The sequence below is a fragment of the Companilactobacillus zhachilii genome, from assembly GCF_003606365.2.
GTDB lineage: Bacteria > Bacillota > Bacilli > Lactobacillales > Lactobacillaceae > Companilactobacillus > Companilactobacillus zhachilii.
Genome location: NZ_CP031933.2, coordinates 1,085,164 through 1,105,155, shown reverse-complemented (window position 1 = coordinate 1,105,155; position 19,992 = coordinate 1,085,164). Strand labels below are relative to the sequence as shown.

Sequence of the window (19,992 nt, the reverse complement as noted above, 5' to 3'; positions counted from 1 at the left end):
ATACAAACAAGTGTTCGGGGGTTTAAAAATGCAAGCACAACAATTACACAATCGTTTCACTACAAATCTAATCAACAATACCACTAACTTCATTAATAACAACTTTGACTTTAATCTTAATGTCGCATCGAAATCGCAAATTAAACAAATGCCTTTAATGCAACTAGAACTTTTCGCAGAACAAAGTTTTAATAACAAATATTCTGTCGTTATTACAATGTTAAACGACAAGCAGCTTCAAGGCAAATTTATTTCACAAGTTAATAAAAATAAATACGTTTTCAAGATGAATTCGGCCTTTTTTGAAATCGTTATGTTAGACCAAATTAAATCAATCAACTTAGTCTAAACGCTTTTGTTCACCTTCAGCTAATTCTAATAATTCTTGGGCATGCTGACGGGTTAAGTCTGTTACCTTTGTTCCAGCCAGCATCAAGGAAATAGCATCAATTCTTTGGAGATCGTTAAGTAATGAAACCTTTGTCTCGGTTTTATCTTTAACGGTCTCTTTTTTTATCTCAAATTGAAGGTCGCTCATTGCCGCTACTTGAGGCAAATGAGTAATACAAAGCACTTGTAAAAATTGTGAAACTTTATAAATTTTATCCCCAATTGCTTGAGCAACTCGACCACTGACACCTGTATCAATTTCATCAAAAACAATCGTTTCAACATTCATCTTTTCAGCAATAATAGCTTCAAATGCCAAGATAACACGGGATAGCTCACCACCAGAAGCAACTTTGACTAATGGTTTAAAGTCTTCCCCAACGTTTGTTTTCAAATCGAATCTAATTTGATCAATCCCATTATCAGACAAATTTTCATCTTCTAATGAATTGAAAGAAACACCAAATTTAGCATTGGGCATATATAGATCCTTCAATTGATGATTGATGGATTTTTCTAAAGTTGTCGCTGTTTTGTGACGTTGTTTGGAAAGTGTCTTACCCAATTCAATTAAATTATGCTGGAAAGTCGCAATTTCTTGTTCCAATTTAGCTTCAGTATTGTCATCAATATCGATTTCTGACAGTTCTTGATGCGCATTTTTGCCAAATTCAATTACTTCATCCAAACTTGGGCCATATTTTTTCTTCAAACTGTCCAATGTAATCAGACGCTTTTGAATATTATCGAGACGATTCTCATCAAAATCCAAATTCTCTAATTGATCAGCTATGGTAGCCGCATTATCTTGTAGCTGATAATAAGCTCCATTGACTGAATCATACAGTTCCTTATAAGACTTATCGTAATCCATAATGTCTTCCAATTGATCACGCACATTGCCTAAGGCATCGACAACTCCAACATTATTCTCGGATAGTCCACGATAACTTTCTTGAAGAGCCGAACTAATTTTTTCAAAATTGGACAATTGGTTTTTCTCATCTTCCAATTGATCGTCTTCACCAGCAATAACTTTAGCACTGTCAATTTCTTCAATTTGAAACTTCAACATATCAATTCGTTGTGCTAAATTTTGAGAATTTTTTTGAATCGTCCGCAAACGACTACGTTTTTCTTGATATTCCGCAAATAATTGTTGATATTTAACTAAATCTTTTTGAAAACCATCGTCAGCAAAACGATCCAAAATATTAATATGATTGTCTTCGTCCAAGAGCTCTTGTTGCTGATTTTGACCGTGGATCTCGACTAAAAATTGGCCAACTTGTCGTAAAACATTTGTTTTAACTAACTCATTATTAATCCGACAAACATTTCGACCTTTACGATTGATTTCCCGCTTGATAATCAATTGATTGTCTTCGTGAGCAATTCCATATTCATCTAAAATAGCAAAAAGAGGACTACTTGATTTCACCTCAAATAGTCCCTGTACATTCAGTTGCTCTTGTCCTGTTCTAATAAAATCAATTGACGATCTGCTACCGACTAACAAACCTAAAGCATCAATAATGATTGATTTACCAGCACCAGTTTCACCAGTTAAAGCAGTCATCCCGTCATGAAAATCAATCTGCAACTTGTTGATGATTGCAAAATTATTGATTATTAATTTTTTTAGCATTATCTCACCTATTTGTTAAGACTTGAGTATGCTGCTTCCATTGTCTTTTCAACTGAAACAGTCTCTAAAATTTCCCCTGGTTGTTCATTTTCTGGTTTTTGAATGTGCATCAAGAATTCAATGTTACCTTCTCCACCCTTAATTGGCGAGAAGTCCAAGCCAGAAACAATGAAACCAGCATTTTTGGCAAAATTAGTAATTTTTTCCAAAACCATTTGGTGAACTTTATGATCTCGAACGATTCCGTGCTTGCCAACGTTTTCGGGACCAGCTTCAAATTGAGGCTTAATCAAACAAACCGCATCTGAACCGGGCAGAATAATATTAAACATTGGTGGCAAAATCAATTCCAAAGAAATAAATGAAACATCAGTCATCGCAAATTGAGGTAAACCTTCATGAAAATCTTCTGGCTTACTGTAACGGAAATTAACCCGCTCCATCACGACCACACGTTCATCTTGACGAAGTTTCCAAGCCAATTGGTTGTAACCAACATCTAAGGCATATACCTTGGTAGCACCATTTTGCAAAGCTACATCAGTAAAACCGCCGGTTGATGAACCAATATCTAAGCAGATTCGATCTTTCAAATCGATATCAAATGACTTCAAAGCCTTTTCAAGCTTGTAGCCACCACGACTGACATACTTACTATGTGCATTTTTTGCTAAATGAAAAACTGTGTCCGCGTCGACTTTTTCACCTGGTTTATCAAAACGTAAGTTGTCTTGATTATAAACTTCGCCCGCCATGACAGAACGTTTTGCTTGTTCTCGTGATTCAAATAAATTTTGTTCAACTAATAAAACATCAATTCTTTTTTTTGCCAATATGTGTCACCTATTCTTTAAAATAATCCAAAAAGCTTACCAATAAGTTTTTATCGAATTCTGTTTCCTTTAAAACTGCATTTAAGGCATCTTTCACCAAATTACGCAATTTTTCTTCAGTTGCTGTTTTCCCAATCAAGTTAGGAAAAGTGTTCTTATCAATATCTTCGCCATCATCAGCGTCATTTAAATCATCCTTGAGCTGAAAAGCCAAACCAATATTATTAGCGTATTGTACCAGATTTTTTGATAATTCGTGACCAGCACAAAATGCTCCCATTGTCACAGCAGCAGTAATTAAATCAGCAGTCTTTTCTTTATGCAAAGTTGTTAACTCAGTTTCAGACAATTTTTTATCTTCCATCGTAATGTCAGTCATCTGGCCAGCAACCATTCCCATTGGACCAGCATTATGAGCCAAAATACGAACTGCAGCCATCCGCTTATCGGTGCTAAGACTAGACTTGGCGATCCAGTAAAAGGCTTGAGTCAATAAACCATCACCTGCTAAAACGGCTGGACCAACTCCAAATTGCTTGTGGTTGGCTAATTGTCCTCGGCGATAATCACTGTCATCCATTTCTGGCAAATCATCATGAATCAGTGAATATGTATGGACTAATTCAATCGCCCCAGCAATATCGAAATACTTTGATAAATCCTCTAACTTAACACCACAAGAATAAGCAACGGCTAAGAAAAGCATTGGACGAACTCTTTTACCACCGGCATCAAGTGAATAAAGCATCGCATCACGCAAAGTGGTTTGTTTGATTTCAGAATTTAATTTGTCATCTAAAAATTTATTGAAGTCAGGTAAAACATGTCCACAGAATTCTTTAAAATTTTTAATTTCCATACTTATTCCTTACCTTCATCTTGGCCATTCTTCAAATCGATCTCTTGACCGTCTTTAGTCATGATCTTAGTTACAGTTGCTTCAGCATCACTTAATGTCTTTTCAAGCTCTTTACTTAAAGTAACGCCCTTTTTGAATTTTTCCATGGCTTCTTCTAAGGGCACATTTCCAGATTCAAGATTTGAAACAATTGCCTCTAAGTCTGCTAAATTTTCTTCAAATGTCTTCTTTTCAGCCATTATTATCCTCGCTTACTTCTTTGGTTATTAACTTAACGCTACCATCTTTAACTTTCAAATCGACAGGATCTCCGACTTGATAATCAGTCACATCACGCAAAACTTTGCCGTTTTTCCCTGTTGGTATAGCATAACCACGACTCAACGTCTTCAAAGGACTTAACGAATCTAGTGTTGCTACTTGACTGTTAAAAATATTACGGTTTTTATTGATGATTTTATTAACATTATTAATTAAAATTTGATAATTCCGGTTAACCTGATTGCCATAACTATAAATTTGATCTCGCGGTGACGCTTGAACTAAACGATTGGCATCCTGTATCAGTGTGTTCTTGGAATTGCTCAAAATATTCTGAGTATTTTGACGCAACTTATCTTGCAAATAATCAACTTTTTGTAGATAGACTTCATAAATTCGCTCAGGATGTTGCAAAAAGACATTCTGAGACAAACTTTTGACCTTGTCGCTGTAATTCCCTATCAAATTATTCTGAGCGCTGTAAAGTCTCGTATGAAGGTCTTGCAAGTGTTCCAAAACGTCACTCAAAACTGGGGTTGCTAATTCTGCTGCAGCTGTTGGTGTAGCGGCCCGCAAGTCAGCAACCAGATCAGCAATCGTGGTATCAGTTTCATGCCCAACTGAACTAATAACAGGAATTTTGCTTTCCACAATCGCTTGAGCAACACTCTCCTCGTTAAAAGGCCAAAGATCTTCAATCGAACCACCACCACGACCAATGATCATCGTATCAAAGTTACCAGCTTCATTGATCCGGTTAATTTGACGAACAATTGTCGCCGCAGCTTCATCACCTTGCACTTGAGCGGGATACAAAACAAGTTGTACGATTGGATATCTTCGAGCAACGGTCGTCATAATATCATGAATAACTGCACCAGATTGACTAGTTACTACAGCAATTCGTTTAGGAAATTGGGGAATTGGCTTCTTTGGTAAGTCAAAGACACCTGCTTGCGCCAATTTCTTTTTCAATTGTTCAAAGGCTAAATAGAGTGCTCCTAAGCCGGCTGGCTCCATCGAATCAATATAAATTTGATAAGAACCACTTGGCTCATATAATGAGACTCGACCTTGAACAAGAACTTGCATACCCTCTTCAGGTTGAAATTTAATTTTTTCAAAGTTACCACGAAACATGATTGCTGAAATCTTAGCCTTATCATCTTTAAGTGAGAAATATTGATGAGCATGGGGACGTAATCTAAAATTAGAGATCTCCCCCATCAAATAGACGTGGCCCAAATAAGGGTCCACGTCAAATTTTCTCTTCAAATATTGGCTTAAAGCGGTAACTGTTAAATATTGCTCATTATCCATTTGCCCTGCCTTCGGCTAATTCAATCACTTGATCTACTAGTGCTGTGATTGTCATTGGACCAACACCACCAGGTACTGGTGTCATCATGGAGGCTTTGTCCTTCACATCATCAAAATCCACGTCACCACAAAGTTTGCCATTCTCGTCACGGTCCATCCCTACATCAACTACGATAGCTTGATCTTTGACGTATTCCGATGTAATGAATTTAGCTCTTCCAATGGCTACAACAAGCACATCAGCCTTACTTGTAATTTCTTTTAAGTTCTTAGTATGTGAATGTGTAATCGTTACAGTGGCATTACGATCTAACATTAAAGCAGCAGTTGGTTTACCAACAATATTACTACGACCAACAATTACAACATTTTTACCATCAAGGTCAACATTGTAGTGATCTAACATCATTAAAATACCTGAAGCAGTGGCTGGTTTGGTTAGTGGTGTTCCAATCCAGAGATTTCCAACACTAATTGGTGTAAAACCATCAACGTCTTTATGAGGATCAATTGCTTCAATAACCTTATCTTCATCAATATGATCTGGCACTGGTAGTTGTACGATAAATCCATCAATTGCTTGATCGTGATTTAATTCATCGATTTTGTTCAACAATTCTTCTTCGGAAACAGTTGCTTCAAAATGAATCAATTGGAAATTAATGCCTAGTTTTTCAGCACGACGTTTCTTGTTACGAACGTACACTGCACTGGCGCTATTGTCACCGACTAAGATAACGGCTAAGCCAGGTGTGACACCTTTTTTCTTCAATTCTGCGACACGTTGTGTCATTGTTTCATCTAATGCTGCTGCTACTTTTTTGCCTTCTAATAATTCCATACTAATCACCATAAAAAGGCTGGTAAAATTACCAGCCTTTACCCTTCTACAAAATTAGATAAAATACCATTAACGAAGGACTTTGAGTCCTTGTCGCCAAAGTCACCGGCAATTTCGATTGCTTCGTCAATTGCAACTTTCTTTGGCACTTCTAAACTGTTTTCCATTTCAAATAAACCAACGCGCAAAATTGCACGATCAATTCTAGACAGTCTTTTAACTGTCCATTTGTTCTTTAGATGCTTAGCAATCATTTCATCAAGTTCATCTTGATGTTCAACTGCACCAGCAACTAAAAATGTTAAATAATCCGGAACAGCCTCAGTACTGACATCACATAATTGCATGGTAGATGCGATAGCCTCGTCTGGAGTATCCTGGGTCGTTTCGATGGAAAATAGTGATTGAACTGCGAGTTCTCTGATCTTATGTCTACTTATCACTAGTTTTATTCCTTTTTGTCCGTTGTTACACGTTCTATTTCGCCAGATTCTTTTTTAGCAATCAAGCCTACAACATGCACATTAATTTCACTCAAATCTAAATCGGTCATGAATTCAAGTTGTTCAATGGCTGATTTTTGGATCTCCAAGGATACCTTAGGGATCGATACGCCATATTCTAGATATACGTAAACATTAGCCGATATTTGATCATCAGCAAATGAAACATCAACACCCTTACCATGATTGATACGTCCAAAAAGTGAATCTATTCGACTTGAAATAGTTCCACGCATTTCATAAACGCCTTCAACTTGGTTAGTAGCAATTCCCAAGAGGATCTCAATAACTTGATGTGATATTTCAACATTACCGTTTATTTTTCCACTATCTTGTTGTAGAGAAACATATTTTTGTTCAGCCATAAACTTATCTCCATAATCAGTTATTAATTAGCACGTGAAATGTAAGTACCATCTTGTGTATTAACAGTTAACATGTCGCCTTCGTTAACGAAGAATGGAACTTGCACTACTAAGCCTGTTTCCATTGTAGCTGGTTTTGAACCACCTGATTGTGTGTCACCTTTGATTGAAGCTTCAGTTTCTACAACCTTAAGGTCAACTGTATTAGGCACATCAACACCAAGTGTTTCACCATTATACATCATAATATTAACTTCCATATTTTCCTTCAAGTACTTCAATTGTTCTTGAATTTGTTCAGCTGGAATAGTTAATTGTTCATAAGTTGTTGTATCCATAAACACATGGTTAGTACCGTCAGCGTAAAGATATTGCATCTTCTTGTTTTCAATATTAGCTTTTTCAACTTTAGCAGTTGATCTAAAAGTCATTTCTTGAACAGCACCAGTTCTCAAGTTCTTTAACTTTGAACGAACAAAGGCACTACCCTTACCTGGCTTAACATGTTGGAATTCGATAACACGCCAAATGCTGTCCTTAACCTCAATTGTTAAACCATTTTTAAAATCATTTACTGAAATAGCCATTTTATTCTCCCTTGATTCTTACAGATTTTGCCGATAAAACACTATATGTTATCTTACCAATATTTACGTGTTAATGGCAATAACTCAAGCTTATTATATAAAAAAAAGAGGAACATTGTCCTCTTTTTTTGTCAATATATTAATATACTGAAACTTTTCTCTTGTCTTTGCCAAGTCTTTCGAACTTAACAACGCCATCTTTAAGTGCGAACAATGTATCGTCGCCACCACGGCCAACGTTTTCACCTGGGTGAATCTTTGTACCACGTTGTCTGTAAATAATTGCACCAGCTGTGATAGCTTGGCCATCAGCACGCTTAGCACCTAGTCTACGACCTGCAGAGTTACGGCCGTTACTTGTTGATCCACCACCCTTATGGTGAGAGAAAAATTGTAAATTCATCTTAAGCATGAAGTTTACCTCCTAATCAAGATCTATCTTATTTTTTTGTACTTGAACTTCAATGTTTTTGGAATAACTGCCTTCGATATCCTTGAGGATCCAAAAAAGGTTATCCAATAACAAGGCAGTATCGTGTGATATCGCTTTGTCAAATTGGCATCCGAGATGCCCACCGTTTACTTCATCCATGACCACCTGAGGCGTCGCCCCAGTGAGTTTTTCCAGATTATTGATTGTTCCAATTGTTACCGCTGAAACAGCAGCACAAACTAAATCTTGACCGTAAGGTCCTGAATCAGCATGCCCTTTAATTAAAAAGGAGTCAATCTTCTGATCTGCATTCTGGTGAAAACTAGCTTTAATCATGATTAAGCCTTGATACTATCGATAAGTACCTTTGTATATGGTTGACGGTGACCAGTCTTTGTATGTGAATGCTTCTTAGGTTTGTACTTGTAAGTAACAACTTTCTTTTCCTTACCTTGTTTTTCAACCTTACCAGAAACACTAGCGCCTTCAACTACAGGGCTACCAATCTTAATATCGTCTCCGTCAGAAACTAGGATTACATCATCAAATGTAACTGCGTCCCCTTCTTTGACATCAAGCTTTTCAACATAAATTGAAGTGTTTTCTTCAACTTTATATTGCTTACCACCAGTTTTAATAATTGCGTACATAAGCGTACACTCCCTTCTAAGACTCGCCAATCGGGTGCACTAAGCTTAAACCCGATTTTGAGCGGTTGTAGATGCAATAGTGATTGCAACTTATAAAATATAGCAAATTTTGCTTGCTTTTTCAACTATTCTCAGGAACTTTTTTCATTTTCCATCGAAGATTATGTAGTGAAAAATAACTTAAAAAAATAAATCCTAACAAATTCAATAATAAAGAAACGATACCAATCAAATCATAGCGAGTATGAATTTCAATAATATTTTTCCCCGGATGAGTCTCAATGCTCAAAGTTTTACGAGCAGATTTTTTTATGGCCACCTGTTCGTTATTCAATTGAACATTGTAACCAGCATAATTTTGTACCGGAAGATTCAGCGTGGTTGAAACTGGGCTATAATATTGGACCCAATAATCACTACTCCTAGTGAAAGACGACACCGTTGTCTTCTTGCCGTTAGCCAAAAATTCGTTTTTACCATTGCTGGCATGGTCATGATAATCTAAAACAAATTTGGTGTAATCAACTTTTTGACTAGCTGAAAAAGTTTGCTTAGGTTGAATCTGAATCGCCTGCGTGTAAAAGAAATAACTAGTCCCTGCAATTGTTGCTGTTAATAATAGCAATTTAAAAACACTTGGAAATTCCTGAAAAATCAAAATAATGATGCGGCTGACGATAATTATGCCAAATAAATCAAGAATCGTTTGTAAAGACATTATCAGACGACTCACATCTATCCCTTTTGACTGCCATCTGACTAGTACTACAGCCGCGATAGGAATCATTTCTAAAATTATTAATTTATAACTGAAGCGGCTTTTGAGAAAAATCAGCAACAGCAATAGTAATAACAAAACTCCAATACCCATTAATAAATAAAGTTGCATCATAGAAAAGTTAAAATCCTGAAACCAACTAATGTAATCAAAATTTTGTATCGGTGACTGCTGAACATTTTGCCCAACTTGTTGATTAATCAAAGGACCGATAAAACCTAGCGTTGCTAATACCGAGAAAGCCAAGACTATTAACGAATTCAATCCTAACCTTCCCCAATAACGCCAATGATGTGAGCGTTTTGAAAAAATCATCAAAAAATATATCGGTAACAGTGTTAATCCAACACTGATTGCTAAGTAAGGTGACGTCCAAACAGTTAGCACCAATCCCCAAGTCAGCGTCTGCCAAGTTTTATTTTTGAAAAATAAATATGCTCCGTAATAAATCATCGGCAAAAAAATCAACGCTATATAATTCTCCAACCTTTGTTCATGAAAAACTAAATTGAACCGGTTAAATGAAAACGTATAAATAAGAGAAAATAATACAGCTTCAAAAGTATCGTGCGAAAATTTATTCATATAAAAATAGGCACTCACAAAAGTTAAGAACGTAATAGCAGTTAAATACACCCCGAAGCCCCAAAAAACATTCAATTTAACCAGTAACCAACCAGGTAACAACGTCAACCAAGGACTAAAAAGATTGATCTGACTACCAGAATGATTCCAATAATTAAAATTGATAGGTGAAGTCAAAATATTGTCTAAACCTTTTAGATGGGCAATGTTAAAGACCATCGTATTACCAAAATTGGCTTGACGATAAAAAATTGCCGTATAAAAAATGCTTAAAAGTAAAAAAATAACACCTAAAATAATTCTTTTCCATGAACGATTCGACATGGGTAACTCCTTTAGTTTAATTGTTCTAATTTTGCGAAAAAACTTATCAATGAAGATATTAAACTGAATTTCAATCTGCGAAAAGCAAATACTCTAAAAAAACAAAATAATATAAAAGCCAGTGGTTATTCAATCTATTTTAAAATTAAGAATTCAACCACAACACTTGCAAAACTAATAATAAATTAACCGGAATGAGCAAAAATTTAGATCGCTGTGAAGGTGGCGTAAGCACTTCAGTGCTTACACCACGGGACGAGTTTTGAAATTCGCGTATTTTGCGAAGTTCAAAATCGAGATTGGAGACCGCTCCCTGGCTCCAATCGGTCCCCACAGCGACCTAAATTCTTTGCTCCTGGAGGTGGGACATTTGAAAACACTAAAAAAGGACTGTGTTTACTAATTCTCACACAATCCTTTGATAATATCCAAATTTTCACTACGCTAACGTAGTCATAAACAATCGTCCTAGAACTAGAAAAAAGAAAACCGCAGCAACAACAAGCTTACCACGCTTTAAATTCCACTTATCGAAGACTCTTGTGATTAGTATTAGTGCGATTACTAAACTAACACCAATTAAAATCCCCATTAAATTACTAATAATTGCTTGTTGTGTCAAAAACGCTACAAAAACATCTAGCACGATGAAAGCAATTGTAATAATAAACGAAAACTTTCTTTTCAAATCTCCACCTCTAAAATTCCAAGCATTATAAATAATACTTAAACTTTAAGCACTCCGAGGCTATTGTAAATTTAAATTATTTCCTTTGCAAGATATATTTTTACTTTCATGCCAAAAATACTAATATATCGGCATATATTTTTTTATATAAAAACTTCTATAAATTTGTTTTATTGGTTTGTCAGTTTCTTCTAAAATACAGTTCATTAAAGCTTATATGATTGCCATGGTAAATCTTCCGAAAATCGCTGACTAATTATTGAACGACTCTTCAAGTCATCTGAATCAAGCTCCATCACTAGCTGATCATCGTCGAAAACAGGCCACTCATATTTGATTTCTTCTTCATATGGTTTGCCAGTTTCAATAAAATCAAGTAACAAATTTAGTAAATATTGACGATTTTTCCGATAATCAATATTAAGTTCATCTGTTGGCATATTCAAATAACGAATAATCCCACCATGTCGTCCCGAAAAGACCTCCGCCGAATTGCAATAAACTTCCGCATCTTGGGCTTTTGCCAACAAACCAGCTAACCTTCTAGCAGGCAATCGATACATAGCCGTTCCCAACATTTTAACGAAATCATTTTTAGAATATTTCTCAGCTAACAGCTCTTTTTTAAAGATAGCGCCATTTCCCCAAAGAGGTCAAACAAAACTTCATTTTCCAAATGGTCCATCCCCATTGAATGATAACTTTCCAGTTCATTGCTGGCGGCAGAAATAATGGTCTTAAAATGGGTTCTATTCAATCGTTCAATCAATTTACTAGACCAATCAGCCGAAATCAAATCATTATCGATAACTGGGCCAAACCAGTTAGTTGCAATATGCTGACCGATTGCTCTTTGTTGAATTAATTGCAAACCATCATCAGTTAAATTAAATAGATCCTTTGTTGACTTAATACTATTATCTTGGCAAATCCGTTCTGAAACCTTTTTAGCCGTGTCCCAGTCACGAATCGTTTGAACTCCACCTGAAAATAGCATAATTTTTTGAACTCGGTCAAGAATTGTCGAATTGGACGACATTAATGCTGCAATAGACTTAGCGCCCGCTGATAAGCCAGCTAACGTAATATTATGAACATCTCCACCAAAACTACTTGCATTGTCTAAAACCCACTGAATAGCCATTAGTTGATCAGTTAAGCCAACATTGCTGTCGCCACCTTCAACTATACCCCAGCCGAATAGTCCCAGCCGATAGTTAGGAACAACATGAACAACAGATTGATGGTCCAACCATGACATCTGTTTATTGTAGTTCCCTCCATGTAAAAATCCTCCACCATAAAATTCAATGACGATAGGAAACTTACCATCTACATCGGGGGTACAAATATCCAAGTTCAAACAGTTTTCACCAAATGGAATTTTATTATTTTGATTCAAAGCCTCATCTTGCATCGGTTGAACACCATTATGAACAGCATAATGTAATTTATTAAATTCGCCCGGTCCAAATTTTGCCATTGAAAATTCTTCCGCACGTTTAAAGCGTCGGCCATAACCAAATGGAACGCCTAAAAAATCAACATGGTTATGATCCATCACACCATGATAAGTACCTGTGGTTGTTTTCATTATCTTCTTCATTTAAAAATAAACCCCCAATGAACAAAATATCAATTTAGTTAATATTCTAAACTAATAATATTAATGTACAAGAATTTCATGTAACCATTTTTTCAACAGACTTATTGAAATTTATTCACAATTTTCCTTGTCTAGCAAAATAACATTGTATATAATTTCAAAGATATGTTTTTAAGGGAGAGAAATAAATGGTCTTAACAGATGCACAAAAACGCGCCAACGAAAAATGGCACAAAAACCATCGCGAAAGAGCAAATTATATTGCAATGCGCTCTTCAGCAAGAAGTTTTATTAGAAAAAAATCGACATTAGATGACTTAGAAGAATTACAAGACATCATTGAAAATCGTCGTAAAGAATTGGTTCAACCCTAAATAGTCATTTTTAAAAAATGTATACCTTTACATTTGGAAAAATAAATATTTTTTTACTGAAAAAGAACATATTTTGTATCAAATGTAATATTTCTGATATAATTTATATATAGATGAGAGGGTTAAAAACCTATTTTATAAGCATTCTGTCCAGATTCTGATGACATTAAAAGCTGAAGTGATTTCGGAGATGAGGATTATGAAAATTGTAAATTTAATCAAATCATTATTAAAAGCCGAAAGAACTAGAACTTCTACTCAAGACAGAGAAGTTTTGGCCGAACTCGAGGGCGAGAACAGAGCCAATACCTTCAGCAAATAAGGTTCATTCAGTAAATTACTATTTTGGGATGGTTCACTTTTGGGAAGTGAACCTTTTTATTTGCCCTTTTTTCTCATTTTTCTTATAAATTAAGATATTTTTTAATTATTATCAAATTTTACATTGACAGTAACTGATATCTTTAACTATAATAATACGAGTGATGTCACAGTGGCTCAGTTGGATAGAGCAACGGTCTTCTAAACCGTAGGTCGTGAGTTCGAATCTCACCTGTGACATAATATTTTTTGTTAACTTATAAATAATCCATGGATGTTGTTAATTCAATGTTTATGGATTATTTTTTTACTCTGATAACTGAATATCTCTAATTTTTAAAACTTATGCCCACAATGTGCCCAAAAATATACTTGTATCCACAAAAAAGTCGCTAGATTAAATCTAACGACCCTTTTATTGCATTTTTTCAATCAACAATTTTGCTACAGCTGCCGGAGAAAATGGATTTTGTCCCGTAATAAACTGACCATCAGCTAAAGCGTACTCGGCATAAGGACGTTTCTTAGAAAAAATTGCCCCATGCAACTTAGCAACCTCTTCATTCAAAAACGGCACATATTTCTTTTTTCCACTCAATTGTTCTTCAGCATTCGTAAAACCTGTAATATGCTTGTGTTTAACGAGATACTCACCTTGCTCATCTTTAATATAAAGTAAACCTGAAATACCATGACAAACTGACGTGATAAAGCCATCATTTTGGTAAATTTGTAAACTGATTTTTTGCAAATCTTCGTTATATGGAAAGTCCCACATAACTCCATGACCACCTGTATAATAAATGGCTGTATAATTTCTTGAATCAATATCTTTTGGACTCAAGGAATTAGATAAAGCACGATTTTGAAAATTTAAATCTTGATACATTTGCATATCGTTTGGTGTAGCGTACTTGAAGCTTCGCGGATCAATTGGTACAAAGCCACCTTTAGGACTGACATAATCGACATCAAATCCAGCTTTTTGGACAACTTCAACAAATTCGGTTGCCTCTCCTAGCCAGAGACCTGTTGCCTCAGGATAGTAACCATATTGGGTTTTATTAGTAAGAACTACTAGAATTTTTTTCATCAATTCTCTCCTCAATAATAATCTAAAAAATAATGAAATATTTTTTGAATTAGGCGTTGCAACTTTCATAACTTTTATCTATAATAGTACGAGTGATGTCACAGTGGCTCAGTTGGATAGAGCAACGGTCTTCTAAACCGTAGGTCGTGAGTTCGAATCTCACCTGTGACATTTTTTTATACCTTTTTTTTACCGCTTAATGTTGATTAGTTCAATATTTAGCGGTATTTTTTTACTCTTTTTTCACAAATGGCACAGCCATAACATCCGTATCCACCACACCAAATTGTCGACGCATCTGTGCCTCAATTTGCTCACCCAGACGATAACTATCTTTAACCTGCATTGTCGGGTCAACAGCAATAATTACGTCCAAAGTGACCATATTGCCATTATAACTAGCGTTAAGGTCAATCACCTGCTTAACTTCAGTATATTTTTCAATAGCTCTTTTAAATTGTTCCTCAATTTTTGGATCAAAATAATCAGCCAAATTCAAACTACTTTCACGGAAAATCTTAATACCTGCTGTTAAAATAAAAATACCAACTGCAATACTGGCAACTCCATCAAGCCAAACAATTTTAAATAGTAAAGCTCCACCAATAGCGATAAAGGTACCTAAACTGGTCATAGCATCACTTAAACTATCTTGAGCAGCAGCCGTTAATGCAGCATTTTGTAGCTTTCTACCACCAGCTTTATTAAACCACCAAACTACTAGCATAATGACCGTAGCAATACCGGCACCAATTAACGTGATTGGCTGAGGAACATCCATCTTTGTCTTCCCCATTAAGCTCATTAAACCGGTGTACATAACATTTCCTGCAATTGCAATCATAATAATACCGGTTATTAGCGTAAAAACTGTCTCATAGTGAAATCTAGCTAATTGGAGCTTTTGACCGCTTTTAGTGGGATCTTCTGGTAAAGGTCGCCCCATAATATCGTCATCACCAGTATCTCGTGCAATAAATATCCCTATTAAAAGTAAAACAGCCGAGATAATTCCAGCCAGATTATTCAAAGCATCAGCTCTTAATGTTTGCGAGTGACCAATAATTGCCAAATAATATTCAATAATAGAAATCAATAAATATGCACCAACATTAAACCACAGATGATGTTGGGCACTACTCAATCGTTGCAATTCCTCTTGTTGCATTTTTTTCCAAATCTTTTGTTCTGCCTGCCGATGTGCTGTTTCTTCTTCCATCAATTAAAGCCTCTTTACCTAAAAATGCTTAAATAAAAATATATTAACAGCTCCATTTTAACAATTAAGAATTCAGAGCAAAAATAAAAAGCCCTCTCCATTTGGAAAGGACTTTTTTAGTTATCGTTGAGGATAGAACTGCAACTCTCGTTGCTCATTCAATATATCATCTCATAAGTCAGAATTCTACTAATTCATCTATACGTAAAGTATCTGTATTGTGAATTACATTTCTGTTAATAAATGATAACGAACTAGAACTATGCCACCATCTTCAATAACTTATTCATAGCTTCTTCAATTGACTTACCGCATGCAGAAACCCTAGTGTTTTTCTTATCAAATACGGTAAACAATTGATGCTTTGTATCCAAAGTCACTTTATATCTCATATTGCTTACCTCCAACTATTTATGATTCCTTATCATACTCGCTTTAAAAATAAAATCAAGGAAAATACACAAACTATTTCATTTTTTAATATTAAAATAGTTCGGTAGCACTTTTACAGCGTTTCTCATCGCAAGTAACTAACTCTAAAAATAGGTCAATTATCAATAAATTTTAGACTAACCTAAATGAGAGTTAATTGAATCCTTTAAATAGGCATTTTGTAATTCAACCGTAATATTTTGAGATATACTTTGGCATCAAAAGAATTTCCAGAAAATAAGTTAATTGTTCTGGTAATCCTGAATTATATTTTAATAAAGCTAACTTTTAACCGCAAAATGTTCGGCTTTTAGTCATTATTAAGCACTTACAACCAAAAATTGTTTCATGAAAGCAAAAAAGCCCGACCTCTCGGTCAGACTTTAGAAGAACAATTCTTTACATGCATTAGAAATGGCTATCTTAACGTGTTCATAAGTTAGGCCACCTTGAATATATATAATGTATGGGGCACGCATTGGACCATCACATGAAAACTCAATACTTGCTCCTGATACAAAAGTACCGGCCGCCATAACAACTTTATCCTCATATCCAGACATGGGACTAGGGATTGGCGAAACGTCTGAATCAATTGGAGAGAATTTTTGAACCATCTTTGCAAACTGAACCATTTTATCAGGATCACCAAATTCAATGGTTTGAATCAAATCTGTTCGGTCATCATTCCACTTAGGCGAAACATTCAAACCGAGCTTCTCAAAAATGGCTGCTTCAAAGATAGCGCCCTTTATAGCATTACCAGTCACTCTAGGAGCTAAGAAGAAGCCTTGAAACATTTCTGATTGCCGATCGATTGTAGCACCCTCAGAAGCGCCAATACCAGGTGCTGTGAGACGATAACTAGCTAATTCGACCAAATCTTTTTTACCAACAATGTAGCCACCGACTTTAGCTAAACCACCACCAGCATTTTTTATCAAAGAACCAGCCATCAGATCTGCGCCAACTTCAGTTGGTTCTATTTCCTCTGAAAATTCTCCGTAACAATTATCAACAAAAATAATTGCATCAGAAACGGTCTTAACTTGCTTAATAATTTCTGAGATTTCTTTCACAGTTAAACTCTTGCGCGTCGAATAACCACGTGATCTTTGGATAGCAATAACTTTGGGCTGTTCAGTTTGAATCTTTTGCTTCATCAAATCAAAGTCGACTTTATCTCCATCCATCTTAACGGAATCAAAACCAACTTTATAATCAATTAACGAACCTTTTTTATTACCTGCAATACCAATAACTTCTTGCAAAGTATCGTATGGTTCGCCTGTGACGTATAGGAGATTATCTCCCGGACGCAATAAACCAAACAAGGCTGTTGCTAGTGTATGTGTACCCGAAACGAATTGTGGACGTACCAAAGCTGCTTCAGTCTTGAAAACATCGGCATAGACTGCTTCTAGCTGATCTCGACCACGATCATCATCGCCATAACCAGTTGTTCCTAATAAGCTTGATTCATCAACACTCTCTTTTCGAAAAGCTGCTAATACTTTGTTTTGATTATCCAAAACTTGCTCATCTATTTCAGCCAATTTTGGTGCAATCATTTGATCAGTCTCTTTAATAACTTCCTTCAATTTATCAGGAAATGTTGCATTCCACTTAGTCATTTTGTCCCCCTAAAAATTTCATGATATTTTGTTCAATATCTTTTTGATAATTTTTATCATCACTAATATTATACCAATCCACATCCATTTGATTACGAAAATACGTAAATTGACGTTTGGCAAAGTGGCGGGAATTCTTTTTGATTTCATCGAGACAACTATCTAAATCGCTTTGACCAGCAAAATACGGGAAAAGCTCTTTGTACCCGATTCCATTTTTGGCTTGGGGAAATTCTAACCGATGGTCATAAACATATTTAGCTTCATCTAATAGTCCCATCTCGACCATTTTATCAACACGACTATTGATTCGTTGATAAAGTTTTTGACGATCATCTGTCAAACCAACTAAATAAAAATCCGCCCATTTATGACCGTTATTTTGCTCAACAATCGATTTTCCAGTTGAACGTTTTACTTCAATCGCCCGAATCAACCGACGAGAATTTTCAATATCTATTTGTTGGTAGGCAATTGGATCTTCTTCCTTTAAAATTGCTTGTAATTTTTCAATCTGACCCGACTTTTCCAACTGAACTAATTCCTGTCGGTATTCATCATCATCTTTCTTGCCACCAAGGTTAAGATTATTAACTAATGAGCTTAAATAAAAGCCAGTTCCCCCAACTACCAAAGGTAATTTATTTTCAGTTGCCAAATCAGTAATGATTGACTTAGCTTTTTCCTGGAAATTTTTTACCGTATATCGTTGATTTGCATTACAAATATCAACTAAATGATGTGGTACAGCGGCGAGTTCCTCTGGTGAATCCTTTGCTGTACCGATATCTAAATGTCGGTAAATCTGCATTGAATCACCAGAAATAATCTCTCCATTCAATTTTTGAGCCAACTTTAACCCCAGGGCACTCTTCCCCACAGCAGTTGGACCTACAATCGCAACAACTTTTATCAAAAAATTACCTCTCTTAGACAGTCTTTTATAGATATTTTAAACGAAATAAGCCATAATGAGAATTAAAGACAGGAGGAATATTATTATGGCAAAAAAACAAAAACATCTTCGTTTTGTTAAAGGCTTCCTTGTTGGTTCATTAACAACAGCTACAGCAGTTTATGGTGCATTGCATGCATTCAAGAAGAAGGTTATCGAACCCGAAAATGTTGAAAACGAACGTATCGAAGCTAACCGTAGACGTGCTAACCGCAAGAGTCTTCAAGCACATCAAGGCTAATTAACAATAGAATAATCAATTATAAAACCAGATAGGCTTTCTATCTGGTTTTTTATTTAATAGAACTACAAATATGCCGTCTCCAGAACAGAGAAACAGTTATCTTATAGTTGATAAATAATTTTAAAACTCAAATATCTTGTCTCAACTCTTCTTAATATTTAGCAAGTTTTAAAAGAAATCGTATCAATACAATTCTAATGTTGTTATATAATTTTAAAATTCAACTTTGTTTATCAAAATGGAAACACTTAATAAAAAAATTTGAAGGCGTATCTTAGCATTACGTATTCATTAACTTATTAATTATAGTATCAAAAATGAGATTTAAATCGTAATGCTCATACAATTCAAGACATAAAAATAGCATTAATCATATCAAATATTCAAAATTATACTCTAGAAAAAACGGATAACCTAGCCGGAAGGAGTAAGAAATTAGGTCGCTGTGAAGGTGGTGTTAGTGCTTTAGCACTTACACCACGGGACGACTTTTGAGACTTGCGGTTTTTGCAAGGCTCAAAAGCGAGACTGGAGACCTTGTGCTCCAGTCGGTCCCCACAGCGACCTAATTTTCTTACTCCTGGAGGCGGAATATTTAACAAAAAAAGCTGTGTCAGATTAAACTCTGCACAGCATTTTTTTAAATTTTAGTGGTTTTCTTTGTTTTGCCTTCCCAATCAACAAAACGATCTTCTAACCACTTAACGTCAGTAAAGCCCCACTTGTTTTGTAACTTAAGAGCGGCACGGACGCACATATTCTTGTTATCACTATATAGATAAACTGGAAGATCTGGTCTTAATTCACCCTCATTGTACTTGAGTTGTGAATATGGAAGATTTCTAGCTCCCAAGATATGTTTGGCGTCGAATGCGTTTTTCTCTCTTAAATCAACAATTTGAGCTTTTCTCATTGTTTCCTCAAATGTCTTTTGATCCATTGAACCGCCCATGCTTCTACCTTTCATCCAGTAGTAAAGCCATGAACCGCCCCAATAAACAAAAAATCCGATTACAATAACATACAAAACAGCATTCAATACTTGCATT

At 35.5% G+C, this 19,992-nt stretch carries 25 protein-coding genes, 2 tRNA genes and 1 other annotated feature; of the genes, 5 read left to right on the top strand and 22 right to left on the bottom strand.

Going from position 1 to position 19,992, the window contains the following annotated elements; genetic code table 11:
* Nucleotides 1–28 precede the first annotated feature (28 nt).
* Nucleotides 29–349 carry a hypothetical protein gene (locus D1B17_RS04930; protein WP_120142768.1) on the top strand — a complete coding sequence of 107 codons (321 nt, stop codon included), beginning with the start codon at nucleotides 29–31 and terminating at the stop codon, nucleotides 347–349.
* Here the strand turns inward: D1B17_RS04930 and recN are convergent.
* The 16 genes from recN to D1B17_RS04850 all read right to left on the bottom strand — a co-directional run bounded on the left by recN (nucleotide 341) and on the right by D1B17_RS04850 (nucleotide 12,671).
* Nucleotides 341–2,038 carry a DNA repair protein RecN gene (gene recN, locus D1B17_RS04925; RefSeq protein WP_120142769.1) on the bottom strand — a complete coding sequence of 566 codons (1,698 nt, stop codon included), beginning with the start codon at nucleotides 2,036–2,038 and terminating at the stop codon, nucleotides 341–343. The genes D1B17_RS04930 and recN overlap by 9 nt on opposite strands.
* Nucleotides 2,039–2,046: 8 nt before the next feature.
* Nucleotides 2,047–2,871, bottom strand: coding sequence for a TlyA family RNA methyltransferase (locus D1B17_RS04920; RefSeq protein WP_120142770.1), 825 nt, complete (start codon nucleotides 2,869–2,871; stop codon nucleotides 2,047–2,049).
* Nucleotides 2,872–2,881: 10 nt separating this feature from the next.
* On the bottom strand, nucleotides 2,882–3,730 hold the full coding sequence (locus D1B17_RS04915) for a polyprenyl synthetase family protein (protein ID WP_120142771.1): 849 nt from the start codon (nucleotides 3,728–3,730) through the stop codon (nucleotides 2,882–2,884).
* Nucleotides 3,731–3,732: 2 nt separating this feature from the next.
* Nucleotides 3,733–3,969, bottom strand: coding sequence for an exodeoxyribonuclease VII small subunit (locus D1B17_RS04910; RefSeq protein ID WP_120142772.1), 237 nt, complete (start codon nucleotides 3,967–3,969; stop codon nucleotides 3,733–3,735).
* Complete coding sequence (gene xseA / locus D1B17_RS04905) at nucleotides 3,962–5,311, bottom strand: exodeoxyribonuclease VII large subunit (protein ID WP_120142773.1); 1,350 nt, start codon at nucleotides 5,309–5,311, stop codon at nucleotides 3,962–3,964. Before xseA ends, D1B17_RS04910 begins: the two co-directional genes overlap by 8 nt.
* Nucleotides 5,304–6,152 carry a bifunctional 5,10-methylenetetrahydrofolate dehydrogenase/5,10-methenyltetrahydrofolate cyclohydrolase gene (locus tag D1B17_RS04900; protein WP_420868403.1) on the bottom strand — a complete coding sequence of 283 codons (849 nt, stop codon included), beginning with the start codon at nucleotides 6,150–6,152 and terminating at the stop codon, nucleotides 5,304–5,306. The genes xseA and D1B17_RS04900 overlap by 8 nt, the downstream gene beginning before the upstream one ends.
* A 38-nt stretch (nucleotides 6,153–6,190) precedes the next feature.
* Nucleotides 6,191–6,595 (bottom strand): transcription antitermination factor NusB, encoded by a 405-nt coding sequence (nusB, locus tag D1B17_RS04895; RefSeq protein WP_120142775.1) that lies wholly within the window; start codon nucleotides 6,593–6,595, stop codon nucleotides 6,191–6,193.
* Between the two features lie 5 nt (nucleotides 6,596–6,600).
* Nucleotides 6,601–7,020, bottom strand: coding sequence for an Asp23/Gls24 family envelope stress response protein (locus tag D1B17_RS04890; RefSeq protein ID WP_120142776.1), 420 nt, complete (start codon nucleotides 7,018–7,020; stop codon nucleotides 6,601–6,603).
* A 23-nt stretch (nucleotides 7,021–7,043) separates the two neighbouring features.
* Entirely contained in the window at nucleotides 7,044–7,607 is a 564-nt protein-coding gene (gene efp / locus D1B17_RS04885) for an elongation factor P (protein ID WP_120142777.1), read from the bottom strand.
* Between the two features lie 139 nt (nucleotides 7,608–7,746).
* Nucleotides 7,747–8,019: a 50S ribosomal protein L27 gene (gene rpmA / locus D1B17_RS04880; protein ID WP_120142778.1), complete on the bottom strand. Its 273-nt coding sequence runs from the start codon at nucleotides 8,017–8,019 to the stop codon at nucleotides 7,747–7,749.
* A gap of 12 nt (nucleotides 8,020–8,031) precedes the next feature.
* On the bottom strand, nucleotides 8,032–8,376 hold the full coding sequence (locus D1B17_RS04875) for a ribosomal-processing cysteine protease Prp (protein WP_120142779.1): 345 nt from the start codon (nucleotides 8,374–8,376) through the stop codon (nucleotides 8,032–8,034).
* A 2-nt stretch (nucleotides 8,377–8,378) separates the two neighbouring features.
* The gene (rplU, locus tag D1B17_RS04870; RefSeq protein ID WP_120142780.1) at nucleotides 8,379–8,690 is read right to left on the bottom strand and encodes a 50S ribosomal protein L21; all 312 of its coding nucleotides are present in this window, start codon (nucleotides 8,688–8,690) and stop codon (nucleotides 8,379–8,381) included.
* Nucleotides 8,691–8,699: 9 nt separating this feature from the next.
* Nucleotides 8,700–8,767, bottom strand: a sequence feature (ribosomal protein L21 leader region).
* 44 nt (nucleotides 8,768–8,811) lie between these two features.
* Nucleotides 8,812–10,377: a hypothetical protein gene (locus D1B17_RS04865; RefSeq protein ID WP_120142781.1), complete on the bottom strand. Its 1,566-nt coding sequence runs from the start codon at nucleotides 10,375–10,377 to the stop codon at nucleotides 8,812–8,814.
* A gap of 439 nt (nucleotides 10,378–10,816) precedes the next feature.
* Nucleotides 10,817–11,065, bottom strand: coding sequence for a hypothetical protein (locus tag D1B17_RS04860; protein ID WP_120142782.1), 249 nt, complete (start codon nucleotides 11,063–11,065; stop codon nucleotides 10,817–10,819).
* A 206-nt stretch (nucleotides 11,066–11,271) separates the two neighbouring features.
* The gene (locus D1B17_RS04855) at nucleotides 11,272–11,643 is read right to left on the bottom strand and encodes a hypothetical protein (protein ID WP_137432104.1); all 372 of its coding nucleotides are present in this window, start codon (nucleotides 11,641–11,643) and stop codon (nucleotides 11,272–11,274) included.
* A 32-nt stretch (nucleotides 11,644–11,675) separates the two neighbouring features.
* Nucleotides 11,676–12,671: a carboxylesterase family protein gene (locus D1B17_RS04850; protein ID WP_120142784.1), complete on the bottom strand. Its 996-nt coding sequence runs from the start codon at nucleotides 12,669–12,671 to the stop codon at nucleotides 11,676–11,678.
* 188 nt (nucleotides 12,672–12,859) lie between these two features.
* Between D1B17_RS04850 and D1B17_RS04845 the strand changes: the two genes are divergently transcribed.
* Nucleotides 12,860–13,045 (top strand): hypothetical protein, encoded by a 186-nt coding sequence (locus D1B17_RS04845; RefSeq protein WP_120142785.1) that lies wholly within the window; start codon nucleotides 12,860–12,862, stop codon nucleotides 13,043–13,045.
* A gap of 487 nt (nucleotides 13,046–13,532) precedes the next feature.
* Nucleotides 13,533–13,606, top strand: a tRNA-Arg gene (locus tag D1B17_RS04840).
* A gap of 175 nt (nucleotides 13,607–13,781) precedes the next feature.
* Here D1B17_RS04840 and D1B17_RS04835 read toward each other — a convergent pair.
* Nucleotides 13,782–14,459, bottom strand: coding sequence for a type 1 glutamine amidotransferase domain-containing protein (locus D1B17_RS04835; protein ID WP_120142786.1), 678 nt, complete (start codon nucleotides 14,457–14,459; stop codon nucleotides 13,782–13,784).
* Between the two features lie 97 nt (nucleotides 14,460–14,556).
* Between D1B17_RS04835 and D1B17_RS04830 the strand changes: the two genes are divergently transcribed.
* A tRNA-Arg gene (locus D1B17_RS04830) sits at nucleotides 14,557–14,630 on the top strand.
* A 61-nt stretch (nucleotides 14,631–14,691) separates the two neighbouring features.
* Here the strand turns inward: D1B17_RS04830 and D1B17_RS04825 are convergent.
* From D1B17_RS04825 to miaA, 4 genes are all read right to left on the bottom strand, one after another.
* Entirely contained in the window at nucleotides 14,692–15,678 is a 987-nt protein-coding gene (locus D1B17_RS04825; RefSeq protein ID WP_120142787.1) for a cation diffusion facilitator family transporter, read from the bottom strand.
* A 260-nt stretch (nucleotides 15,679–15,938) separates the two neighbouring features.
* On the bottom strand, nucleotides 15,939–16,070 hold the full coding sequence (locus tag D1B17_RS12850) for a hypothetical protein (protein WP_263390693.1): 132 nt from the start codon (nucleotides 16,068–16,070) through the stop codon (nucleotides 15,939–15,941).
* Between the two features lie 423 nt (nucleotides 16,071–16,493).
* A complete protein-coding gene (locus D1B17_RS04820; RefSeq protein WP_120142788.1) occupies nucleotides 16,494–17,744 on the bottom strand; it encodes a methionine gamma-lyase family protein in 1,251 nt (416 codons plus the stop codon).
* A complete protein-coding gene (gene miaA / locus D1B17_RS04815; protein ID WP_120142789.1) occupies nucleotides 17,737–18,660 on the bottom strand; it encodes a tRNA (adenosine(37)-N6)-dimethylallyltransferase MiaA in 924 nt (307 codons plus the stop codon). Before miaA ends, D1B17_RS04820 begins: the two co-directional genes overlap by 8 nt.
* Nucleotides 18,661–18,745: 85 nt before the next feature.
* On the opposite strand from miaA, the gene D1B17_RS04810 reads away from it, so the two are divergent.
* Nucleotides 18,746–18,940, top strand: a complete 195-nt coding sequence (locus tag D1B17_RS04810; RefSeq protein WP_120142790.1) for a DUF3042 family protein — start codon at nucleotides 18,746–18,748, stop codon at nucleotides 18,938–18,940.
* A 643-nt stretch (nucleotides 18,941–19,583) separates the two neighbouring features.
* On the opposite strand, the gene D1B17_RS04805 is transcribed toward D1B17_RS04810, so the two are convergent.
* Nucleotides 19,584–19,991: a rhodanese-like domain-containing protein gene (locus tag D1B17_RS04805; protein ID WP_120142791.1), complete on the bottom strand. Its 408-nt coding sequence runs from the start codon at nucleotides 19,989–19,991 to the stop codon at nucleotides 19,584–19,586.
* Nucleotide 19,992: the final 1 nt, after the last annotated feature.